This window comes from Cupriavidus plantarum (assembly GCF_905397285.1).
Taxonomy (GTDB): Bacteria; Pseudomonadota; Gammaproteobacteria; order Burkholderiales; family Burkholderiaceae; genus Cupriavidus; species Cupriavidus plantarum.
In genome coordinates this window covers 41,270-63,507 of the sequence record NZ_CAJPUX010000001.1, presented here as the reverse complement: position 1 = coordinate 63,507, position 22,238 = coordinate 41,270, and the positions used below count along the sequence as shown (strand labels likewise).

At 67.9% G+C, this 22,238-nt stretch carries 22 protein-coding genes; 1 reads left to right on the top strand and 21 read right to left on the bottom strand.

The genetic code is table 11. The annotated features are described in order from the left end of the window. The first annotated feature begins 109 nt into the window (after window positions 1–109). Window positions 110–2,254: a TonB-dependent receptor gene (locus KHP16_RS00325; RefSeq protein ID WP_121492072.1), complete on the top strand. Its 2,145-nt coding sequence runs from the start codon at window positions 110–112 to the stop codon at window positions 2,252–2,254. Window positions 2,255–2,289: 35 nt separating this feature from the next. Here KHP16_RS00325 and KHP16_RS00320 read toward each other — a convergent pair whose 3' ends face one another. The 21 genes from KHP16_RS00320 to KHP16_RS00220 form a co-directional block, all read right to left on the bottom strand. Next, window positions 2,290–2,823: a GNAT family N-acetyltransferase gene (locus tag KHP16_RS00320; RefSeq protein WP_211959954.1), complete on the bottom strand. Its 534-nt coding sequence runs from the start codon at window positions 2,821–2,823 to the stop codon at window positions 2,290–2,292. Between the two features lie 10 nt (window positions 2,824–2,833). Next, window positions 2,834–3,751 carry an MBL fold metallo-hydrolase gene (locus KHP16_RS00315; RefSeq protein WP_109582343.1) on the bottom strand — a complete coding sequence of 306 codons (918 nt, stop codon included), beginning with the start codon at window positions 3,749–3,751 and terminating at the stop codon, window positions 2,834–2,836. 23 nt (window positions 3,752–3,774) lie between these two features. Further along, window positions 3,775–4,020: a DUF1289 domain-containing protein gene (locus KHP16_RS00310; protein WP_109582344.1), complete on the bottom strand. Its 246-nt coding sequence runs from the start codon at window positions 4,018–4,020 to the stop codon at window positions 3,775–3,777. Between the two features lie 4 nt (window positions 4,021–4,024). Then, a complete protein-coding gene (locus tag KHP16_RS00305) occupies window positions 4,025–4,477 on the bottom strand; it encodes a thioesterase family protein (protein WP_244214685.1) in 453 nt (150 codons plus the stop codon). Continuing rightward, window positions 4,474–5,016: a YbaK/EbsC family protein gene (locus KHP16_RS00300; RefSeq protein WP_109582345.1), complete on the bottom strand. Its 543-nt coding sequence runs from the start codon at window positions 5,014–5,016 to the stop codon at window positions 4,474–4,476. Before KHP16_RS00300 ends, KHP16_RS00305 begins: the two co-directional genes overlap by 4 nt. 27 nt (window positions 5,017–5,043) lie before the next feature. Beyond that, window positions 5,044–5,973, bottom strand: coding sequence for a hydroxymethylglutaryl-CoA lyase (locus KHP16_RS00295; protein WP_109582346.1), 930 nt, complete (start codon window positions 5,971–5,973; stop codon window positions 5,044–5,046). A 30-nt stretch (window positions 5,974–6,003) separates the two neighbouring features. Beyond that, window positions 6,004–6,945: a 2-hydroxyacid dehydrogenase gene (locus KHP16_RS00290; RefSeq protein ID WP_109582347.1), complete on the bottom strand. Its 942-nt coding sequence runs from the start codon at window positions 6,943–6,945 to the stop codon at window positions 6,004–6,006. A gap of 118 nt (window positions 6,946–7,063) precedes the next feature. Then, window positions 7,064–9,091, bottom strand: coding sequence for an acetyl/propionyl/methylcrotonyl-CoA carboxylase subunit alpha (locus KHP16_RS00285; RefSeq protein ID WP_211959407.1), 2,028 nt, complete (start codon window positions 9,089–9,091; stop codon window positions 7,064–7,066). Window positions 9,092–9,146: 55 nt separating this feature from the next. Further along, the gene (gene bioB, locus KHP16_RS00280; RefSeq protein ID WP_109582349.1) at window positions 9,147–10,184 is read right to left on the bottom strand and encodes a biotin synthase BioB; all 1,038 of its coding nucleotides are present in this window, start codon (window positions 10,182–10,184) and stop codon (window positions 9,147–9,149) included. A 7-nt stretch (window positions 10,185–10,191) separates the two neighbouring features. After that, the gene (bioD, locus tag KHP16_RS00275) at window positions 10,192–10,995 is read right to left on the bottom strand and encodes a dethiobiotin synthase (RefSeq protein WP_211959406.1); all 804 of its coding nucleotides are present in this window, start codon (window positions 10,993–10,995) and stop codon (window positions 10,192–10,194) included. After that, on the bottom strand, window positions 10,995–12,242 hold the full coding sequence (gene bioF, locus KHP16_RS00270) for an 8-amino-7-oxononanoate synthase (RefSeq protein WP_179592668.1): 1,248 nt from the start codon (window positions 12,240–12,242) through the stop codon (window positions 10,995–10,997). Before bioF ends, bioD begins: the two co-directional genes overlap by 1 nt. Beyond that, complete coding sequence (locus KHP16_RS00265; RefSeq protein ID WP_415831310.1) at window positions 12,232–13,680, bottom strand: aspartate aminotransferase family protein; 1,449 nt, start codon at window positions 13,678–13,680, stop codon at window positions 12,232–12,234. Before KHP16_RS00265 ends, bioF begins: the two co-directional genes overlap by 11 nt. Window positions 13,681–13,959: 279 nt before the next feature. Further along, complete coding sequence (locus tag KHP16_RS00260; protein ID WP_115953907.1) at window positions 13,960–14,748, bottom strand: enoyl-CoA hydratase/isomerase family protein; 789 nt, start codon at window positions 14,746–14,748, stop codon at window positions 13,960–13,962. Window positions 14,749–14,773: 25 nt separating this feature from the next. After that, the gene (locus KHP16_RS00255; protein WP_109582811.1) at window positions 14,774–15,640 is read right to left on the bottom strand and encodes a dienelactone hydrolase family protein; all 867 of its coding nucleotides are present in this window, start codon (window positions 15,638–15,640) and stop codon (window positions 14,774–14,776) included. Between the two features lie 49 nt (window positions 15,641–15,689). Further along, entirely contained in the window at window positions 15,690–17,297 is a 1,608-nt protein-coding gene (locus KHP16_RS00250; RefSeq protein WP_211959405.1) for a carboxyl transferase domain-containing protein, read from the bottom strand. A 46-nt stretch (window positions 17,298–17,343) separates the two neighbouring features. Further along, the gene (locus KHP16_RS00245) at window positions 17,344–17,778 is read right to left on the bottom strand and encodes a YchJ family metal-binding protein (RefSeq protein WP_109582355.1); all 435 of its coding nucleotides are present in this window, start codon (window positions 17,776–17,778) and stop codon (window positions 17,344–17,346) included. Beyond that, complete coding sequence (locus KHP16_RS00240) at window positions 17,775–18,458, bottom strand: HAD family hydrolase (RefSeq protein ID WP_109582356.1); 684 nt, start codon at window positions 18,456–18,458, stop codon at window positions 17,775–17,777. Before KHP16_RS00240 ends, KHP16_RS00245 begins: the two co-directional genes overlap by 4 nt. Beyond that, entirely contained in the window at window positions 18,455–19,117 is a 663-nt protein-coding gene (locus KHP16_RS00235) for a 2-hydroxychromene-2-carboxylate isomerase (RefSeq protein WP_109582357.1), read from the bottom strand. Before KHP16_RS00235 ends, KHP16_RS00240 begins: the two co-directional genes overlap by 4 nt. Window positions 19,118–19,174: 57 nt before the next feature. Next, window positions 19,175–20,305: an acyl-CoA dehydrogenase family protein gene (locus tag KHP16_RS00230; protein ID WP_211959404.1), complete on the bottom strand. Its 1,131-nt coding sequence runs from the start codon at window positions 20,303–20,305 to the stop codon at window positions 19,175–19,177. Window positions 20,306–20,341: 36 nt separating this feature from the next. Further along, entirely contained in the window at window positions 20,342–21,022 is a 681-nt protein-coding gene (locus KHP16_RS00225; RefSeq protein WP_115953911.1) for an SDR family oxidoreductase, read from the bottom strand. A 4-nt stretch (window positions 21,023–21,026) separates the two neighbouring features. After that, a complete protein-coding gene (locus KHP16_RS00220) occupies window positions 21,027–22,208 on the bottom strand; it encodes an acetyl-CoA C-acetyltransferase (protein ID WP_211959403.1) in 1,182 nt (393 codons plus the stop codon). Window positions 22,209–22,238 lie beyond the last annotated feature (30 nt).

The following is a 22,238-nucleotide window of genomic DNA, read 5'->3' as shown; positions in this document are numbered from 1 at the left end:
CCGCGTGCACGGTCACGTGTGCATTGCGCAGTTGCCCCGCGTCATAGCATGACGCGCGCGGCGGCATGCGTCGTGCCACGGGCGTGTCGCAACACCCGAATCGCGAGCCATGTCTCACAAGAACAAGTTTCCGCGCGCGCGCCGCCTGTCCGCGCGCAAGTCTCACCTCACCCCCCTCAAACCGGTTGCGGCGGTCGCCGCGCTGGCCGTGTCCGCGCATGCGTTCGGGCAGGATGCCGCGCCCGCACCGGCGCCGCAGGTGCTGAAGCCGGTGGTCGTCACGGCCAATCCGCTGGGTAGCGATCTCAACGACCTTGTGGCGCCCGTCTCCACGCTCGGCGGCGATGCGCTGACCGTGCGCGCGGACAGCACGCTCGGCGAGACGCTGAACACCCTGCCCGGCGTGTCGTCGAGCTACTTCGGTCCTAACGCGAGCCGTCCGATCATCCGCGGGCTCGATGCGGACCGCATCAAGGTGCTGCAGAACGGCGGCTCCACGATCGACGCTTCCACGCTGTCCTACGATCACGCGGTGCCCATCGATCCGCTCGTGGCGGAGAGCATCGAGGTCGTGCGCGGGCCCGCGGCGCTGATGTATGGCGGCAACGCGCTCGGCGGTGTGGTCAACGTCATCGACAACCGCATTCCGAAGGACCCGATCACGGGCGTCTCCGGCGCGGTCGATTCGAGCGGAACCATTGGCGGCGACAAGGGCCGCAATGCCAGCGGCCTGATCGAGGCGGGCAATGGCAAGTTCGCGGTGCATGCCGATGCGTTCGTGCGGCAGACCAGCGACCTGAAGATTCCAGGCTTCGCGCGCAGCGGGAATGCGCGCGCCACGCAACCGCTGCCCGAAGGGGAGACGGAGAGCTACGGCCATATCCCGAACACGAACGCGCATCAGGAAGGCGGCGCGCTCGGTGGCTCGTACACGTGGGCTGACGGCTTCATCGGCGCGGACTACTCGACGTATCGCAACGACTACGGTACGCCCGCCGAGGCCGATGCGCGCATCAAGATGCGGCAGGACCGCTTCGGCGTCGCCGGCGAGGCGCGCAACCTGAGCAACGCCACGGGCGGCATCATCGAATCGGTCAAGGGTAACTTCAGCTATACCGATTACGAGCATCGCGAGATCGAGGACGGCGAGACCGGCACCACGTTCAAGAGCCATGGCTGGGACGCGCGGCTCGAAGCCAAGCACGGCAAGATCGGCAACATGACGGGCGTGATCGGCACGCAGTTCGGCCACACGGACTTCTCCGCGCTGGGCGAGGAAGCGTTCGTGCCGAGCACGCGGACCGACAACGCCGCCGTGTTCGTCTTCGAGGAGTTGCCGCTGACGGCGTCGGGCGATCTCAAGCTCAATCTCGGCGGGCGGCTCGACCACACCACGGTCAAGGCCAGTGCGAATGGCAGCGACCGGTTTGCCGATGCGGAGCGCACGTTCAATGCGGGCAGCGCTTCGGCGGGCTTGCTGTACAAGGTCAATCCGATCTGGTCGGTGACCAGCAACCTGTCGTACACCGAGCGTGCGCCGACGTTCTATGAGCTCTACGCCAATGGGCCGCACCTGGCAACGGGCACGTTCGAGGTGGGGGATCCCAACGCGAACAAGGAGCGCGCGACGTCGATCGATCTGGGGCTGCGGTTCAATCAGGGGCCGCATAGCGGTAGCGTCACGGGCTACTACAGTCGTTTCCAGAACTACCTCGCTCTGGTCAACTCCGGTGAGTTCCGCGACGAGGAAGGCAACGCGGCGCCCGCCGGCAACGGCGCGCTGCCCGTGTTCCAGTACCTCGGCGTGCCGGCCACGCTGTGGGGCTTCGAGGCGGAGGGCAAGACGCGTCTGCTGCAGAAGATGCTGACCACGAGCGATACGCTGGATTTCGCCGCGCGGGCGGACTACGTGCATGGCGAGAACCGCGACACGGGCGAGGCGTTGCCACGGCTGGCGCCGTTGCGTCTGGGCGGGTCGCTGATCTATGCGGCGGGGCCGTGGGGCGCGCGCGTGAACGTCGACTGGTACGCACGCCAGAGCCGCGTGCCGACGGACGATACGCCCAGCGATGCGTACACGCTGCTAGGGGTGGCGCTGACCTACAAGTTCAAGGTCTCGCGGACGCAGACGCTCGTGTACTTGCGCGGGGATAACCTGACGAACACCGAAGCGCGGAGCGCGACGTCGATTCTGCGGGATATCGCGCCGCTGGCGGGGCGGAGTGTGAGGGTGGGGTTCAAGACGACGTTTTGATTGAGGGCTCCCCCTCCCCCCTATCCCCTTATCGCTTATCCCGGGATCATCGAGTACACGGCCGCCGCGATCGGGCGGCCGTTCAGGATCAGGCGGTTGCGTGCGATGCATTCGAACTGGGCGCCGATCTTCACCGCCACCGCGCGGCTGGCAGTGTTGTGTTCCGCGGCGACGATCTCGAGCCGCGTGAGGCCGAGTCCATGGAAACCGTGGCAGGCCATCATCGACGCCGCAGCCGCGGCGATGCCCTGCCGCTGGCGCGATTCGCGAATCCAGTATCCAAGATTCCCGAGGTTGTCCTCGCGCCGGATCTGGTTGATGGCCACCCCGCCATACAACACCCGCCCATCGGGCGAGAACACGCCGACGTCGAAGGCGACGCCTTCCTCCATGTTCACGTCGCAGCGCGCAAACCACTCGTGCGCGTCGTACACGCCGTAGTCGGGATGCGCCCATGGCATCCATACCCCAACCGTCGCCGTCGACTCCCGGACCGCGGTGACCATCTGCGACGCATCGCTCGCGCGAAAGGGCCGCAGCAGGAAATCGCGGGCCTTGAGCGGGGGCATCAGCATGGCGTCAGTCCCGGTTCAGCACACGATCGCCATCGATTGCCAGCGCGCCCACACGCGCGAGGCCCTGCAACGCGTCGTCGCAGAGCGAAGCCAGCGTGGCGTCCGGCATATAGCGCAACCGAATGCGGTCCATCAGCGGCGTGTCCGCGAACCACGCGCGCAGCGCGGCAAGCGTCATGCTCTGCTCGGCCAGAAGCCGGAATTTCACCAGCACCTTGATGGCATGCGTCGCGTTACGCAGCGGATCGCCGCGCAGATATGACAGCCGCCCGCGCGCGCGTTCGAGCGCGCCCGCGACGTCGGTGAACACCGCGCCATGGCCAGGAATCACGACACGCGCATCGAGCGAGGCGATGCGTGCGAGCACCGCCTCCTGCTCCGCGAACCCGCTCTCCCCTTCGAGCTCGGGAAAGATCACGCCAAAACCGTTTTCCCACAGCGCATCGCCAGAGATCAGGATGCCGTGCGCGGGCGCAAACAGCATGACCGCATGCGGATCGTGCCCCGGTGCCGCGACCACGTCCCAGTCAAGGCCCCCGAGCCGCAGCGTATCGCCATCGGACAGCACGCCATCGAACGTGAAACGCGCGCATTGCTGCCCCGTGGCGCGATAGGACAGCGCCTGCTCGTCCCACGCCGCGACGGCTTCCGCCTCGGCAGCGGGAATGCGCGTATGCAGCGGCCCCAGCGCCTGTAGCGCCGCGTTGCCGCCGCAATGATCGGAATGCAGATGGGTGTTGATGAGCTGGTGGAGCGGGCGCCCCGCCAGCGCGGCCTCCACGAGCGCCACGGTCTGCGGCGCGTGGGTGACGTAGCCGCTGTCGATCAGCGTGGCGCCGTCGTCATCGAGCGCGAGGATGTTGTTGGCCGACAGCCAGCCACGCTCGAAAACCCGCAGCGACGGCGGAATTGTCGACGGCATTGTCGACGACGGCGCCGGCCCGTTCACGATGCGGGCTCCCGTACCCAGCGCAAACGCCCGGGTAATTGCGCCCAGATCGCGCGGCGCGTCGCATCGTCGGCGCCGCCCCACGCGACGATCTCGTCGATCGTGCGCAGGCAGCCTTCGCAATATCCCGTGGCCGCATCCATGCGGCAGATGTTGATGCACGGCGACGGCACCGGCGAGACCTGCTGCGCGGCCTGCGCCAGGTCGGAAAATTCGGCGAGCGAGCGCGTGCAGAGGGTCATGGCATCAGCCCGCCATGCGTCCGGCCTTGGCCGCGATCTTGTCGTTGAAGCGCGCCGCGTCGATCAGATGCCGTTCGTGCACGCCCTCCGAGATCTTGTCTTCCCCGTCCCACGCGCTCAGCGCGAACCGCAGCTTGCGGCCTTCCACCGCGACGAGTTCGCCCTTGACCGTCACCGCCATGCCCGGCGGCGTCGCCGCGAGGTGCGAGAAATTCACGAGCGTGCCCAGCGACTGCTCGCGCGGCCAGTCGAGGTAGTCGCGCAGCATCTGCAGGCAGGCGCACTCCATGATGCCGACCATGTAGCCGGTGGCCAGCACGTCGGGCATCTCGGCGCAGCCGGGAATATCGTCGTACAGGTTCGGCACCGTGGCCTTAGGCGGCACCACGTATTGCCACTCGAACGTGATGCCCGGCTTCAGCCCGCTGGATGCGCTGGCACCGCTGGCGCTGCTCACGACGCCACCTCGTTGCTGGCGGCTTGCACAACCTGCGCCACATCGGCGACTTCCGCGCCCGTCATCGTCTGCAATTGCTGCGGCGTCAGATTGAACACCGCGTGCGGATGGCCGGCGGCGGCCCAGACGCTCTCGTACTGGAACAGGTCCTTGTCGAGCAGCATCACCGGCGCCACGGCGTGGCCGATGGGGCAGACGCCGCCGATCGCATAGCCGGTCTTCTCGCGCACGAAGCGCGCATCGGCCTTGCCGAGCGCGCCCACGCGCGCCGCGACCTTCGCTTCATCGACGCGATTGCTGCCGCTCGCGATCACGAGCACGGGCACGTCGTCCTCCACGCGGCGGAAGATGATCGACTTCGCGATCTCCGCCACGCTGCAGCCCAGACCCGCGGCAGCCTCCGCCGAGGTCCTGCCCGTTGCCGGCAGCATCACCACGGGCCGGTCATGGCCGATGCCGGCCAGCAGATCGGCCACGCGTTGCGCGGAGTCGGGCAAGGGTTGCTGCGAGGGGACCTGCACGACGTCGGGGTTGCTCATGTCACTGCTCTCCTGAGAAGGTAGGGTTCACACGCACGTGGCTTCCGCCGCCGACGCCCATTTGGTCAGCAGCGCCTTGCCCACGCGCGAACTGTTGGGGCGGCCGATCGCCTGCGAGATGAAGTCGCCGGTGCGCACCACGGCTTCGAGGTCGATGCCCGTGTGCAGGCCGAGGCCATGCAGCATGTACAGCACGTCTTCGGTCGCCACGTTGCCCGTGGCGCCCTTTGCGTAGGGGCAGCCGCCGAGGCCCGCCACCGAGGCGTGGAAGATCGCGATGCCGACTTCGAGGCTCGCGAGGATGTTCGACAGGGCCTGTCCGTACGTATCGTGGAAATGGCCCGACAGGCGGTCGATCGCGAACTCCGCCGCTGCCGCGCGCATCACGTCCTGCACCTTGCCAGGCGTGCCCACGCCGATCGTATCGGCGATATCGATCTCGTCGCAGCCCAGTTCACGCATGCGGCGCACGACGTCGACCACCGCGCTCACGGGGACTTCGCCCTGATACGGGCAACCGAGCGCGCACGAAATGCTGCCGCGCAGGCGCACGCCGGCTTCCTTCGCGGCGGCGGCCACCGGTTCGAAGCGGGCGATGGATTCGGCGATCGAGCAATTGATGTTCTTCTGCGAGAACGCTTCGCTCGCGGCGCCGAAGATCACCACTTCGTCGGCGCCCGCGGCCACCGCGCCTTCAAAGCCCCTCATGTTCGGCGTCAGTACCGAATACAGCGTACCGGGACGGCGCTGGATGCGCGCCATCACATCGGCGCCGTCGGCCATTTGCGGCACCCATTTCGGCGAGACGAACGATGCGGCCTCGATGTTCACGAAGCCCGCGTCCGACAGCTGGTTGACCAGTTGCACCTTCACGTCCGTCGGCACCATCGCCTTCTCGTTCTGCAGGCCGTCTCGCGGGCCCACTTCGACGATCTTCACGTATTGCGGCAAGTTCATCTCCAACTCCTTGTTCGGTGGGGCGCGCGTTCAGTATCCGCGGTCGATATCGACCACGCCGGCGATGGGCTTGCCCTCGCCGAGCGCGCGGATCTTTTGCGCGATCTGCGCGATGCTGTCCTCGCGGAGCGTCAGCGCCGAGATATGCGGCGTGATGGTGATGCGCGGCTCTTGCCAGAATGGATGCCCGGCGGGCAGCGGTTCCTCGCGGAACACGTCGAGCGTGGCGCCGCCGATCTTGCCGGACTGCACCGCTGCCAGCAGATCGGCTTCCACCACGTGCTGGCCGCGCGCGACGTTGACGAGGTGCGCGCCGTCGGCGAGCCTGCTCAGCAGGCTGGCGTCGATGATGTCTTCCGTGTCCGGCGTCAGCGGCAACACGTTGACGAGCACGCGCAGGCCATCGAGAAATTCGCCACGGCCGTCTTCGCCATGGAACGTCTGCACGCCTTGCACCTGCTTCGGCGAACGGCTCCAGCCGCGGACGGGGAAGCCGAATTGCGCAAGCGTGCGGGCGATGTGGCTGCCCAGCGTGCCGATGCCCATCACGCCGATGGTGAAGTCGGCGCGCCGGTGGGGCTTGATGAATTTCCACGTGCCGGCTGCGGCCTGCGCGGCATAGGCGTCGAGCTTGCGGAAGTCGCGAAGCACGGCGGCGGTCACGTACTCGGCCATCTGCGCGGCCATTCCGGCGTCGTCTAGCCGGACGATCGGCACGCCGTTGGGCAAGGCGTCCTTGTCTTCGTCACGCAGGCGCAGGATGCCGTCGACACCGGCGCCGAGATTGAAGATGGCACGCAGATCGGTGCGGCCACGGAGCATCTCTACCGGAGGACGCCAAACGACGGCATAGTCCACGCTCGCGTCACCCGATTCTTCCCACTTGAGACATTCGGCCTCGGGGAGGACCTCGGCGAATCCTTCGATCCAGGGGGCGTAGCGGCCGTCCGGCACGTACAACTGCAACTTCATCTCGACTCCGTGTGATTTTTTTAAGGGGATGCTTGGGATTTTGGCATGGAATGAGGGCGGGGACACTCTCCCCCGGCCCCTCTCCCCAAGGGGAAAGGGGCGGGAGGAGAGAACTACCTCACGCGTGCTCCGGCACGGCAAACGCCAACAGCTGCGCGCCTTCCGTCACCTGTTCCCCGACCCCATACAACACCTCCGCCACCACCCCATCCGCCGGCGCGCTGATCGTATGCTCCATCTTCATTGCTTCCATGACCAGCAGCGGCGTGCCGCGCGTGACCGATGTGCCCGGTTCCACCATCACCGCGATGACCTTGCCCGGCATCGGGGCGGTCAGCTTGCCGCCCTCGCCTTCGGCGGCATCGGACACCGCCAGCGGGTCGAGCCATTCGAGCACCGCGTGCCGTCCGCCGTGGAAGACGTGGAACGTGTCGCCTTCCACATGCACCTGCCCATGCGTGCGACGCGTGCCCATGTCCACGCGGATGTCGTCGGCACGGAACGTGTAGCCGAAGGGCGTGGCCTGGTCCATGAAGATCAGCGTCTTGCGGCGCGACTCGATGCGCAGGACGACTTCGAGCACGTCGTTGCCCGCCTTGAACCGCAGCGTGCGGTCATCGCGGCCATTCAGGCGCCAGGCCCCGGCATGCGTCCATGGCGAATGCGGATCCGTCGCGTCGACGCGCCGCGTCGCATCCTCGCGCGCCAGCAATGCCGCCGCCGCAAGGGCGGCCGCCTCCATGCCCACCGGGCGCGGCGGCGGGAACAGCGCATCGTGGTTGCGTTCGATCAGCCCCGTGTCGAGGTCCGCCGTGCGGAAGGCCTGCGACGTGACAAGGCGCTGCAGGAACGCGACGTTCGTGGAGAGCCCGACGACGTGGTAACCGGCCAGCGCCTGCGACAGCCGTGCCAGCGCCGCCTCGCGCGTCGGCCCCCAGACGATCAGCTTCGCGATCATCGGATCGTAGAACGGGCTGATGGCATCGCCTTCGCGCACGCCCGCATCGATGCGGACCCCTGCCGGACCGTGCGCGTCGCCGCCACGCATGAATTGCACCGCCGGCGGCGTCCGCAGGAAACGCAGCGTGCCCGTGGAAGGCAGAAAGCCTTTCTCCGGATTCTCGGCATAGATCCGCGCTTCGATCGCATGCCCGTCGATGCGCAGCTGTTCCTGCGTCAATGGCAGCGGCTCGCCCGCGGCAACACGCAGTTGCCACTCGACGAGGTCCTGCCCCGTGATCATTTCGGTCACCGGATGCTCGACCTGCAGCCGCGTGTTCATCTCCATGAAGTAGAACGAGCCGTCCTGATTCGCGATGAACTCGACCGTACCCGCGCCGACATACCCCACCGCGCGCGCCGCGGCCACGGCCGCCTCGCCCATCGCGCGGCGGCGTTCCTCGGTCATGCCCGGCGCCGGGGCTTCCTCGAGGACCTTCTGGTGACGGCGCTGCACCGAGCAGTCGCGCTCGAACAGGTACACGCAATTGCCATGCGTGTCGGCAAACACCTGAATCTCGATATGGCGCGGCCGCGTGAGGTACTTCTCGACGAGCACCTTGTCGTCGCCGAAGCTCGCCGACGCCTCGCGCCGGACGGATGCCAGCGCGGCCTCGAAGGCGTCGCCGGACTCGACGACGCGCATGCCCTTGCCCCCGCCGCCGGCGCTGGCCTTGATCAGTACCGGATAGCCGATGCGATCGGCCTCCGCGCGCAATAGCGCGGGGTTCTGGTCCTCGCCGTGATACCCGGGCACCAGCGGCACCCCGGCACGCTCCATCAACTGCTTGGCCGCGCTTTTGCTGCCCATCGCGCGAATCGCGGACGCGGGCGGGCCGATGAAGACCATGCCCGCCTCGGCGCAGGCCTCGGCGAACGCGTCGTTCTCGGACAGGAACCCATAGCCGGGGTGAATGGCGTGCACCCCGGCATCGCGCGCCATCTCGATGATGTGGTCCGCGCGCAGATAGCTATCGCGCGCGGCCGCGCCGCCGATATGGATCGCTTCGTCGCAATACGCGACATGCCGCGCTTCCGCGTCGGCATCGGAATAGACCGCCACCGTGCGAATGCCTAGACGGCGGCACGTGGCGGCCACGCGGCAGGCAATCTCGCCGCGGTTGGCGATCAGGACCTTCTGAAACATGGCTCTCCTCCTTCTTGTGGTCGGGGGCGGCCAGTCTGCGTTGCACCGTCGGGTATTACCCCGCGTAGCCTTCCGCGCGAATGTCGAGGCGCGCGAGCAGCGCGCGATCGCGATCGGCCTGCGGGTTGCCGGTGGTCAGCAGCTTTTCGCCATAGAAAATCGAATTGGCGCCGGCCATGAAGCACAGCGCCTGCAAGGCTTCGTCCATGGCCTCGCGGCCAGCGGACAGACGCACCATCGCGCGCGGCATGGTGATGCGCGCCACCGCGATCGTGCGGACGAACTCGAACGGGTCCAGCGCCTCGGTGCCGGCCAGCGGCGTGCCTTCCACCTGCACGAGGTTGTTGATGGGCACCGACTCCGGATACGGATCCATGTTGGCCAGTTGAGCGATCAGGCCCGCGCGCGCCGCGCGCGACTCGCCCATGCCGACGATGCCGCCGCAGCACACGTTGATGCCCGCGTCACGCACGTGGCCGATCGTGTCGAGACGATCCTGATACGTGCGCGTGGTGATGATCTTGCCGTAGAACTCGGGCGACGTGTCGAGGTTGTGGTTGTAGTAGTCGAGACCCGCGTCCTTCAGGCGCTGCGCCTGCTCGGCCTTGAGCATGCCAAGCGTGACGCAGGTTTCCAGCCCCATGGCCTTGACCTCGCGCACCATGTCGATCACGGGCTCGAGGTGACGCTCCTTCGGGCTGCGCCAGGCGGCGCCCATGCAGAATCGCGTGGCGCCGTTGGCCTTGGCGGCACGCGCGGCCTCCAGGACCTCGTCGAGCGCCATCAGCTTCTCGGCCTTCACGCCAGCGTCGTGGTGCGCGCTCTGCGGGCAATAGCCGCAATCCTCTTCGCAGCCGCCGGTCTTGATCGACAGCAGCGTCGACAGCTGCACGGCGTTCGGGTCGAAGTTCTCGCGATGCACCTGCTGCGCGCGGAACAGCAGATCGTTGAACGGCAGCGCGAACAGCGCGGCCACGTCGTCGACGCGCCAGGCATCGGTGTCCTTGGGCGCGCCCGCGGCGATGTTGCGGGCGGACTGGCGAAGCGCGTCGGCGGAGACGGTGGCGACGGTGGTGTGGGTGGTTTGCGTCATGATCGTTTCAGTTTTCGTATTCGGTGGTGGACGGCTGGCCCATGCGTTCCATATCGCGAATGGTCGCATAGAGCGGGCCGAGATCGATCTGGCTCGCGGCAATGGCCGGTGCGACCTGCCACGGCAGCTGGCCGAGAAGGGGCACGCCGAGCGCGCCGAGCATGTCAATCAGCGTGACGATGTTCTCGTCGGGCAGCAGCATGTCCGGATCGATGCGATTGGCGATCCAGCCCGCAAGCCGCAGCCCGCGCGCGCGGATCGATTCCGCGGTGAGCATCGCGTGGCTCAGGCAGCCGAGGCGTACGCCGACGACCATCACGACAGGCAGGCCCAGCATGACCGCGAGGTCCGCGGTGCTCCAGCGCGCGGCGCCCACATCGAGCGGCACCTGGAAGCCGCCGACGCCCTCGACGACGACCGCATCGGCACGGCCTTGCAGCGCGTGGAAGGCATCGAGGATCGGTTCGGGCGCGATGCGCATCCCTTCCATCGCGGCGGCCAGATGCGGCGATACGGGCATGCGCATCAGGAACGGACACATCTCTTCCTGCGGCGCGATGACCGAGCCGGCCGCGCGCAGCTGTTCGACGTCGTCGTTCTGCCAGCGCTCGTCGAGCCATTCGCCGCCGCTCGCCACCGGCTTCATGCCCGTGGTGCTGTAGCCGCCGTGATGCAATGCATGCAGCAGCGTGGCGCTCGCGTGCGTCTTGCCCACGCCGGTGTCGGTGCCAGTGACGAAGCAGGCCACGCGTTCGGGACGCAATGCGGCGTTGCGTTCCTTCGTTTGCGACGTCACGTTCGTTTGCGACATCAGGCGGCCTCCTTGCAATCGATGCTGGCGCTATCGCGCTGCGTGAACGGCGCCGTCGCGCGCGTCAGGGCATCGAGCAGCCGGTGGACGTCGCCCTCGGTATGCGACGCCGACAGCGTGATGCGCAGGCGCGCGGTGCCGGCCGCGACGGTCGGCGGGCGAATCGCGCCCACGCGAATGCCTTCGGCCTCCAGCGCGGCGGAGAGCGCCAGCGAGAGCGCGTTGTCGCGCACGATCAGGGGTTGGATCGCCGTGTCGCTGTCGCCCAGCTCCCAGCCCGCCTGCGCGGCCAGCGCGCCAAGGCCTTCGCGCAATTGCGCGATGAGCCGCGCCAGGTGCGCGCGCCGGACGTGCCCTTCATCGCCTTCGATCAGGTCCAGGCTCGTCAGCAACGCATGCGCGACGGCGGGCGGCGCGGCCGTCGTGTAGATGTACGGGCGTGCCGTGTTGATCAGATGCTCGATGATCAATTCATGCGCGGCGACGAAGGCACCCGCCACGCCCGCGGCCTTGCCGAGCGTGCCGAGATAAATCAGCCGCTCGGACACGAGGCCCAGATGCTCGAGCACGCCGTGGCCCTGCTCACCGAGCACGCCGAAGCCATGCGCATCGTCGAGGATCAGCCACGCGTCATGCGTTTCCGCGAGGGCGAGCAGCGCCGACAGCGGTGCAATGTCGCCGTCCATGCTGAACACGCTGTCGGTGACGATCAGCTTCAGCGCGCTCTTGCTCTCGGCGAGCTGGTCGCCGAGCGCGGCCACATCGCCATGCGGATAGCGCACGACATCGGCCTTGGCGAGACGCGCCCCGTCGATCAGCGATGCATGGTTCAGCGATTCGCAGAACAGCGTCGCACCGGCCGAGCCAAGGGCGGTGAGCACCGCGAGATTCGCCATGTAGCCCGTGCAGAAGTACAGCGCGCGCGCGTTCGGAATGGAAGGCGCGAGCCATTGCGCCAGACGCTCCTCCAGCTGCGCATGCGCGATCGAATGCCCGCTGACAAGGTGCGACGCGCCGCTGCCCGCGCCATAGCGGCGCGCGCCATCGGCCATCGCTTCCGCGAGCGCGTGGTGATCGGCGAGGCCAAGGTAGTCGTTGCTGCAGAACGTCAGCAGCGAGGCCGGCGTCTCGCCCAGCGGGCCGACCGATTGATGCGGCGCGCATGCCGTGTGGGCAATGCGGCGGCGGCGCGTCAGCGCCTGGGCCTCGCGTTCGGCGGCCGCGCGTTTCAGATGATCAAGCAACACGGCGCACCTCCGGTTCGGGTTCGGTCACATGGGCGGACACCTCGTCGAGGGTGGCCAGCAGTTGTTCGCCAAGCCAGCGCGCCTGCGCGGCATCGAACACGTACGGCGGCATGACGTAGAGCGTATGGCCGATCGGGCGGACCAGCACGCCACGCGCGAGTGCCGCGCGGTGGAAGCGCACCGCGAAGTCGGTGCCCGCCGCGGCCGCGTCGATATCGGCGGCCCAGATCATGCCTTGCTGACGCGCGTTGCGCAGGCGCGCGTCGGCCGCCAGCGGCGTGAAGGCTTCCGCAAGCCACTGCGCGCGCTCGCGGTTGCGCGCCAGCACGCCGTCCTGCTCGAACAGGTCGAGCGTGGCCAGCGCCGCACGGCACGCGAGCGGGTTGCCCGTGTACGAATGCGAATGGAGGAAGCTGCGTGCAAGGTCGTCCGATACGAACGCGCGCTGGATCTCGGGGCGCGACAGCACGAGCGACAGCGGCAGATATCCGCCGCTGATGCCCTTGGACAGGCACAGGAAGTCGGGCCACGCATGGGCGGGCAGTGGCTCCGCGCCGGAGGCCGCATGAGTGGCGTCACGGGCGGGGTCATCCGCCTGCGAACCCGAACGCGACTGCTCCCACGCGAAGAACGTCCCCGTGCGGCCGCAGCCGACGGCAATCTCGTCCGCGATCAGGTGCACGCGATAGCGATCGCACAGCGCGCGCGCCCCTTCGAGGTACGACGGGTCGTACATCGCCATGCCGGCCGCGCACTGCACGAGCGGCTCGACGATCAGCGCGGCGATTTGCCCGGCGCGCTCGCGCAGCAACGCTTCCAGCTCGTCCAGCGCGCGCGCGGCCACGTCGGCGGCGGTCTCGCCCCGGCGGACCTGCCGCGCGTCGGGCGACATCACCACATGCGCGCGGCGCGTCAGCGGGTCGTACGCATCGCGAAAGACCTCGAGATCGGTCACCGCGAGCGCGCCGACCGTTTCGCCGTGGTAACCGTCGCGCAGGCACACGAACTCGCGCTTGGCGGAGAGGCCCGTGTTGCGCCAGTAGTGGAAGCTCATCTTGAGCGCGATCTCCACGGCAGACGCGCCATCGGACGCGTAGAACGCATGACCGAGCGCGCCGCCAGTCAAAGCCGACAGCCGCTCCGCGAGCGCGACGGCGGGCTCGTGCGTGCAGCCCGCGAGCATCACGTGCTCGAGCGTCTGGAGCTGATCGACCAGCGCGGCATTGATGGCCGGGTTGGCATGGCCGAACAGATTCACCCACCAGGAGCTGATGGCGTCGAAATAACGCTGGCCATTGGCATCGATGAGCCATGGCCCTTCGCCGCGCGCGATCGCGAGCGGCGGAATATTGCCGTCGGGCCGCAGGCGCGTGCACGGGTGCCACACGGCACGCGCGCTACGGGCGGCAAGTCCGGCCGGGGGGGACTGGTGTTCCAAGAGGACCCTCCTGCTACGTTGGCCGCCCGCATGCGCGCCGGGCCGGACGGAGCTGGCCGGGGCGGGATGAGCGGGCGGATTGGGGAGCCTCATGGTAGGGACGTTAGCAGGGTCTTGGCAAACCAAGGCCGGCCGGCGAGTTAGCGTCATGTTGCCGGGAGTTGCGCGATATTGGGCGCCTACGCAGCCCCGCGCTGGCCAAGCGCGCGCGTTCTGCGGGCTTTTCGCCGGAAAAGCGCCAAAAACCCGATGCGTCGCTGTGCACTCGCATTGCCGCGCTCAAGCGGGACGCCATGCGGGCGCCCGCTTTTCGAGGAACGAGCGCACGCCTTCGCGCCCTTCTTCCGACGACCGGATCTGCGCGATGCGGTCCGCCGTCAGCGCGAGCAGATCGTCGTCGATGGGCGCGCCGGCCACGTCCTGCACGAGCCGCTTGCTCTCCCGCACGGCGTTGGGGCTGTTGGCCACCAGCGCACCCGCGATCTCGGCGACCCTGGCGTCGAGCGCATCGGGCGCCGCCACCGCATGGACGAAGCCGAGCCGCAGCGCTTCGGCGGCATCGAACCGTTCGGCCGTGATGAAGTAGCGGCGCGACGCCTGCTCCCCCATCGCGCGGATCACGTAAGGGCTGATCGTCGCGGGCATCAGGCCGAGGCGCGCCTCGGACAGGCAGAACTGCACAGGCTGCGCCGCCACGACGATGTCGCACGCCGCGACGAGACCCACGCCGCCGGCGTACGTGTCGCCATGCACGCGCGCGATCACGGGCTTGGGGCAGGCCCAGATCGTGTGCAGCATCTGCGCGAGGGTCAGGGCGTCGGCACGGTTCTCGTCGTCCGAGTAGCCCGCCATCTTCTTCATCCAGTTCAGGTCGGCGCCCGCGCAGAACGCCGGGCCATTGCCCGCCAGCACGATCGCGCGCACGTCGGGCGTATCGCCGAGCGCGCGGAAGGCGCCGGTGAGTTCCGCGATCACGGTCTCGTTGAAGGCATTGCGCACGTCGGGCCGGTTCAGCGTGACCGTGGCGACGTGCGACGCGACGGTGACGGTAAGCGTGGTGAAGTTCATGCGGGCTCCAGATAGAGGGATGAGGTCACTCGGCGGGCATGCCCACGCGGCGCAGAAATGCTTCCACGGGCGGGAGCCACACACGAATGCCGTTGCGGCTGCTGAACAGCCGGTGCGAATCGAACTCGAAGTCCCCGACATCGACGAAGGTCGCGTCCATGGCCGAGCCGCTCACGGTGGACTTGTAGCTGTTGAACATCTTCTCGGGCAGCGGCCAGGGCCAGAAGCTGTCGTTGCTGCCGTAGATCCACAGCGACGGATACCGCGCGGTGCGGCCGTAGTCGGCAAAGGCGTCCACGAGATTGTTCTCCCAGCCATCGCAGCTTTCGTTGCGCAGGCCGCCCGCGAAATTGATCACGCCACGCACACCTGGATAGCCGATCGCGTTGAACGCCATCGTAGACAGCCCGCCATGCGACTGGCCGATCATCACGATGCGCTCCGCATCGACATACGACTGGCGCGTCAGGTAGTCGAGCGCGGCCACGAGATCTTCCGCCTGCACGAGGCCGTTGGCCTGTACGTTGCAGCCGCCCCCGATATACATGCCGCCCGAGCGCGAGAACCCCTGCCGCATCGGCAGCGCGACCACGTAACCGCGCTTCAGGAACTCGGCGCTCTGCGCCGCGAAGCGCGCGCGGCCCTGGAAAGCGGGCTTGCCGGGCGCCTTGCCGTGGCTGATGACGACGAGCGGAAACGGCCCCTCGCCCGGCGGCCGGAAGATCGTCGTCTCCAGCTCCACCGTGAACAGCGTGCCGACCTTCGGCACCATCACCACCTGCTCGGTCACACGCGGCGGCAGCGCGGTCTGCGCATGCGCGGACGTTGCCATTCCCGGCACCGCCACCGCTGCCGCCGACACCGCTACCGACACGAACGCTCGCGCCATCATCCGCGCGAGGCCACGAAACACGAAAGACATCGAAGGATTCCGCTCGGCCTCACATCCGGAACACGCCGAACTTCATGTCGTCGATCGGCGCGTTGAGGCTGGCCGAGAGGCCAAGGCCGAGTACCGTGCGCGTCTGCGCGGGGTCGATCACGCCGTCGTCCCACAGCCGCGCGCTCGCGTAATACGGATGGCCCTGCAGCTCGTACTGGTCGCGGATCGGCGCCTTGAAGGCTTCTTCCTCCTCCGCGCTCCACTGGCCGCCACGGCCCTCGATGCCGTCGCGCCGCACCGTGGCCAGCACGCTCGCGGCCTGCTCGCCGCCCATCACCGAGATCCGCGCGTTTGGCCACATCCACAGGAAGCGCGGCGAATACGCGCGACCGCACATGCCGTAGTTGCCGGCGCCGAAAGAGCCGCCGATGATTATCGTGAACTTGGGAACCTGCGCCGTGGCCACTGCCGTCACCATCTTCGCGCCATTGCGCGCGATGCCTTCGTTCTCGTATTTGCGGCCGACCATAAAGCCCGTGATGTTCTGAAGGAACACGAGCGGAATCTTGCGCTGGCAGCACAGCTCGATGAAATGCGCGCCCTTGAGCGCGGACTCCGAGAACAGGATGCCGTTGTTCGCGATGATGCCGACGGGGTAGCCCCAGATGCGCGCGAAACCGCAGACGAGCGTCGTGCCGTAGCGCGCCTTGAACTCGTCGAACTCGGAGTCGTCCACGATGCGCGCGATGACCTCGCGCACGTCGTACGGCTTGCGCGTGTCGGTCGGGATCACGCCGTACAGCTCTTCCACCGGGTAGCGTGGCGGCACGGGCTCGTGCAGGCGGATCTGGTCCGGTTTGCGGCGATTGAGGTGCTGCACGATATTGCGCGCGAGCGAGAGCGCATGCGCATCGTTCTGTGCGAAGTAGTCGGCCACGCCGGAGAGCCGCGTGTGCACGTCCGCGCCGCCGAGGTCTTCCGCGCTGACCTCCTCGCCCGTGGCCGCCTTCACCAGCGGCGGGCCGCCGAGGAAGATCGTGCCCTGATTCTTGACGATGATGGACTCGTCGCTCATGGCCGGCACGTATGCGCCGCCCGCCGTGCACGAGCCCATCACCACGGCGATCTGCGGAATGCCCTGCTTCGACAGGTTCGCCTGGTTGTAGAAGATGCGGCCGAAGTGATCGCGGTCCGGAAACACGTCATCCTGGTTCGGCAGGTTCGCCCCGCCCGAGTCCACGAGGTAGATGCAGGGCAGATGGTTCTGCTCCGCAATCTCCTGCGCGCGCACGTGCTTCTTGACGGTCATCGGGTAGTAGGTGCCGCCCTTGACCGTCGCGTCGTTGCAGACGATCACGCATTCCTGCCCGGCCACGCGTCCAATGCCCGTGATGATGCCCGCGCCCGGCGCCGCGTCGTCATACATGCCGTAGGCCGCGAGTTGCGAGAACTCGAGGAACGGCGTGCCGGGGTCCAGCAGTTGCTGCACGCGATCGCGCGGCAGGAGCTTGCCGCGCGACAGGTGCTTCGCGCGGGCGTCCTCACCGCCGCCCTGCGCCAGTCCCGCGATCTTCGCCTTCAGGTCCGCCACGAGCGCCTGCATGGCATCGGCATTCGCCTTGAAGGCTTCCGAACGCACGTTGAGTTTGGTTTCCAGCGTGGGCATGCGCTTTCCTCTCGTCTCTTCCTGTCGTTTCTTTTTGATATCGCCGTCAGGCGGCCTCGCCCAGCATGTCGCCGTCGACGTAGAGCCACCGCGCGGCTTCACCCGGTTCGCGCGACTCGAACACGAAGCGGCTGCGCTCGTGCAGGCGCCACGCGCGCCCGCCGATCTTGTAACGTGCGACGAACTCCACCGTCGCGTGCGTATCGTCCTGCTGCGCGTGCGCCTTGACCGTCAGGCCGAGCCAGCGCGTGCCCGCGTCGGGCGACACATCCGCCGGGCACGTACTCGCGTGCCAGGTCTGGCGCAGCCAGTCCGCGAGCCCGAGCACGTAGGCGCTGTAGCGCGACCGCATCAGCGCCTCGGCCGTGGGCGGCGATGCCTCGCCGCGATGAAAGCGTCCGCAGCATCCCGCATAGCTCGCATGCCCGCACGGACACGCGTTCGCGCCGGAACCGTTGGACGCCTTCTGGCGCGCGCTCATGCAACGAGCTCCGGCAGTGCGCGCATGTCCGTGAACGTGGTCGACGCGCCGGCCTCGCGCAGCATCGCCGCGTCGTTGCGCGCTGCATAGCCGAACACCGTCATGCCCGCGGCCACGCCAGCGGTAATGCCCGCCGGGCTGTCCTCGACGACCGCGCAGCGCGACGGATCGACACCCATCGTGCGCGCGGCCAGCAGATACACATCCGGCGCGGGCTTGCTGCGCTCGACTTCCGTCGAGGAGAAAATGTGCTCGCGGTCGTCCTGCCGGAACAGCTCCACGAGTCCCGTGCGCGTCAGCTGCAGCTTGACCTTGACGCGGTCCGCGCCCGAGGCCACGCAGATCGGCATGCCCGTGGCGGCAATCGCGGCGATCGCTTCCCGCACGTGCGGAATGGCCTCGACCTCCGCCTCCAGCATCGCATTGCGGCGCGCGAGCCAGGTCGACAGCCAGTTCTCCGGCAGCGGGGCGCCGCGCCGCCGTTCGATCTCGGGCAGTTCCTCGCGCACCGTGCGGCCGAGAAACCAGCGCACGGACTCCTCGAGCGTGATCTCGATGCCCAGTTCATTCAGCATCTGGTTGAGCAGCCGATGCACGAGCGGCTCGCTGTCGACGAGGACGCCGTCGCAATCGAAGATCACGCAGTCGAAACGGGAGGAGGCTTTCTGTACAGCAGTCATGCGGGTTTCTTTTCCTTGTTGATGTCGGGCACGGCGCGCAACTCGGTCAGGCGACCTTTCGCCAGCGCCTTCAGGTGCTCTTCCACCTGATCGAAGCGGTCGAAGCCCCAGAACGGTTCGCCGTCGACGATCACGAACGGCGAGCCGAACACTCCCTTGGCCAGCGCCACGTCGACTTCGGCTTTCAGCTGGTCCTTGATCTGGTAGCTCGACGCCCCTTCATTGAGTTCGTTGCCGTCGATGCCGAGCGACTCGGCGATGCGGGCGATCTCGGCCGGCTCCGCGATGTTCACGTCTTCCGCGAACAACGCACGGTAGACGGCCTTGCCGAACGCCGTCGCGAGATCGGCGCCGCGATGATTCTGCAGCCACAGCATCGCGCGCGCCGCATGCTGCGTCGGCAGCGGAAAGTGCGACGGGCGCTTGTAGTCGATGCCATGGTACTGCGCGGTGCGCTCGAAATCGCGCCAGCAGTATTCGCCCTTGAGCGGAATGCTCGGCAGCGGCGCCGACCCGGTCGTCTTGAACACAACGCCCAGCAGGATCGGATGCCACGCGACATACCGCCCGTACTTCTGCGCGATATCGTCGATGCAGGTGCTCGCGAAGTAGCCGTAGGGCGAGGAGAAGTCGAAGTAGAAGTCGATCGGTGCGGTCATGGCTGGGGGGCTCCGTGGGTCAGGGTAACGATGGGCGTGTAACCACTACCGCGCGCCTCATGCGAGCGCGCGCGCAATCAGTATCTTCTGGATGTCGCTGGTGCCTTCGTAGATCTGGCACACGCGCACGTCCCGATAGATCCGTTCCACCGGGAAATCGTTCACGTAACCATAGCCACCGAACACCTGGATGGCATCCGAGCATACCCGCTCGGCCATCTCGCTGGCGAACAATTTGGCCATCGCGGCTTCTTTCAGGCATGGCTTGCCCGCGTCGCGCAGCGCGGCGGCGTGCCAGACCATCTGGCGCGCGACGTCGATGCGCGTGGCCATGTCCGCGAGCCGGAACTGCACCGCCTGATGCGCGAAAAGCGGCTGGCCGAAGCTCTCCCGTTCCTTCGCGTAGGCCAGCGCCGCCTCGAACGCCGCGCGCGCCATCCCGACGCTCTGCGACGCGATGCCGATGCGCCCGCCTTCGAGGCCGGACAGCGCCATGCGATAGCCTTCCCCCTCCTCGCCGAGCAGGTTCGCGGCCGGCACGCGGCAGTTTTCGAAGACGATCTGCGCGGTGTCCGACGAATGCTGGCCGAGCTTGTCTTCCAGCCGCGCGACCACGTAGCCCGGCGTCGACGTCGGCACCACGAACGCGCTGATGCCGCGCTTGCCGGCCGCCTTGTCGGTGACCGCGAGCACAATGGCCACGTCCGCGTGCTTGCCGCTCGTGATGAACTGCTTCACGCCGTTGATCACGTAATGGTCGCCATCGCGCGTCGCCGTGGTCCGCAGCGCCGATGCGTCCGAGCCCACATGCGGCTCGGTCAGGCAGAACGCGCCGAGCATCTCGCCGCGCGCCAGTGGCGCGAGCCACTGCTGCTTCTGGACATCGTTCGCGAAGGCCATCAGCATGCTGCAGACGGGGCAGTTGTTCACGCTGATGACGGTCGATGTGCCGCCATCGCCCGCCGCGATCTCCTCGAGGATCAGCGCCAGCGACAGATAATCGAGGCCCGCGCCGCCGTATTCCTCGGGCACGGCCACGCCGTACGCGCCGAGCGCGGCCAACTCCTTGTGCACCGCATGCGGGAACGTCTTCTCGCGATCCCATTGCGCGGCCTGCGGCGCGATCACCTCCTGCGCGAACTGCCGCACGGCGTCGCGGATCATTTCCTGTTCGGTGCTCAGCAGCATGTCGTATCCCCTACCCCTGCCATGCGCCCGCGGGCGTCACCATGGCAGCGTGGTGCCGTCGTAGTTATGGAAGCTGCCGTGATGCTTGCGCGTGGCCGATGCGATCATCCGGCGCATGCCCGCCACGCTGTCGTGCGGCGTCACGTCGGCGTTGCCGCCACCCATGTCGGTCTGCACCCAGCCCGGATGGAAAGCGAGGCAGGTGGCATGCTTCGCGTCGATGGACACCGCGCGCAACACCGCGTTGAGCGCGGCCTTGCTCACGCGATACAGCCACGCGCTGTTCGCCTCCATCCCGCCGATGCTGCCCATGCGCGACGACAGCACCGCGAGCACGCCGCCGCGGCCGCCATTGCCCGTCTCTACGCTTGGCAGCACCATCGGCAGCGCCATCATCGCGCCGAGCACATTGACGTGCATCACGGTATCGAAGTCCTGCGGCGTGACCGGCTGCGCGCCCTGCGTGCGCGGGCTCATCACGCCAGCGTTGTAGATCGCCACGTCCAGCGCCTCGCCGTCGAGCTTCCACCCGAGGCCCGCCACCGCACCGGGGTCGGTGACGTCGAGCTTGTGCGTTTCCGCGCCGAGATCGCGCAGCGCGGCGAGGTCTTCGTCGCGCCGGGCGGTGGCGATCACGCGCCAGCCGTCGCCGCGATACTGACGCACGAATTCGAGGCCGATGCCGCGAGACGCGCCGAGGACGAGTACGGTGGGCATGGCGTCAGACCATCTCGATGCCGACGGCGGTGGCTTCGCCGCCGCCGATGCACAGCGTCGCGACGCCGCGCTTGCCGCCGGTCTTGCGCAGCGCGCCGATCAGCGTCGTGAGGATGCGCGCGCCCGACGCCCCGATCGGATGGCCCAGCGCGCATGCGCCGCCGTGGATGTTGACCTTCTCGCGGGGAATGCGGTGTTCGTGCATCGCGGCCATCGGCACCACCGCGAACGCCTCGTTGATCTCGAACAGGTCCACGCTGTCGGTGGTCCAGTCGAGCTTGCGGTACAGCTTGGCGATCGCCTCCACCGGTGCCGTCGTGAACCAGCCCGGCGCCTGCGCATGCGAGGTATGGCCGAGCATGCGGGCGATGGGCTGCAACCCCAGCGACTTTGCCGTGGACTCGCGCATCATCACGAGCGCGGCGGCGCCGTCGTTGATGGACGACGACGACGCGGCGGTGATGGTGCCGTCCTTCGCGAATGCCGGCTTCAGCGACGGGATCTTCTCCGTCTTGATGCGGCGCGGACCTTCGTCGCTGTCGATCGTCACGTCGCCGCCCTTCGCGGGCACCGTCACGGCGGCGATTTCCCACTGGAAGTCGCCATTGGCGGCGGCCTGCTGCGCGCGCTGCACCGATTCGATCGCGAACTGGTCCTGCGCCGCGCGCGTGAATGCGTACTTGGCCGCGCAGTCCTCGCCGAACGTGCCCATCGCGCGGCCCTTGTCATAGGCATCTTCCAGACCGTCGAGCATCATGTGGTCGTAGATCATGCCGTGGCCGATGCGATAACCGCCCCGGCCTTTCGGAATCAGGTACGGCGCGTTGGTCATGCTCTCCATGCCGCCGGCCACCGCGATGTCGAACGAGCCCGCCAGCAGGCCATCGAATACGGTCATCGCGGCACGCATGCCAGACCCGCACATCTTGTTCACCGTCGTGCAGGCCACACCGAGGGGCAGGCCGGCGCCCAGCGCGGCCTGGCGCGCGGGCGCCTGGCCCTGGCCCGCCGGCAGCACGCAGCCGAACACTACCTCCTCCACCTGCTCGGGCTTGAGGCCCGCGCGCTCCACGGCGGCGCGAATCGCCGCGGCGCCGAGCTGCGGCGCGGTCAGCGCCGACAGTTCCCCCTGGAACGCGCCCATGGGGGTGCGCGCGGCCGATACGATGACGATTGGGTCTAGCATGTCGTGTCTCCTGTTGTCGGAATGCGGGCG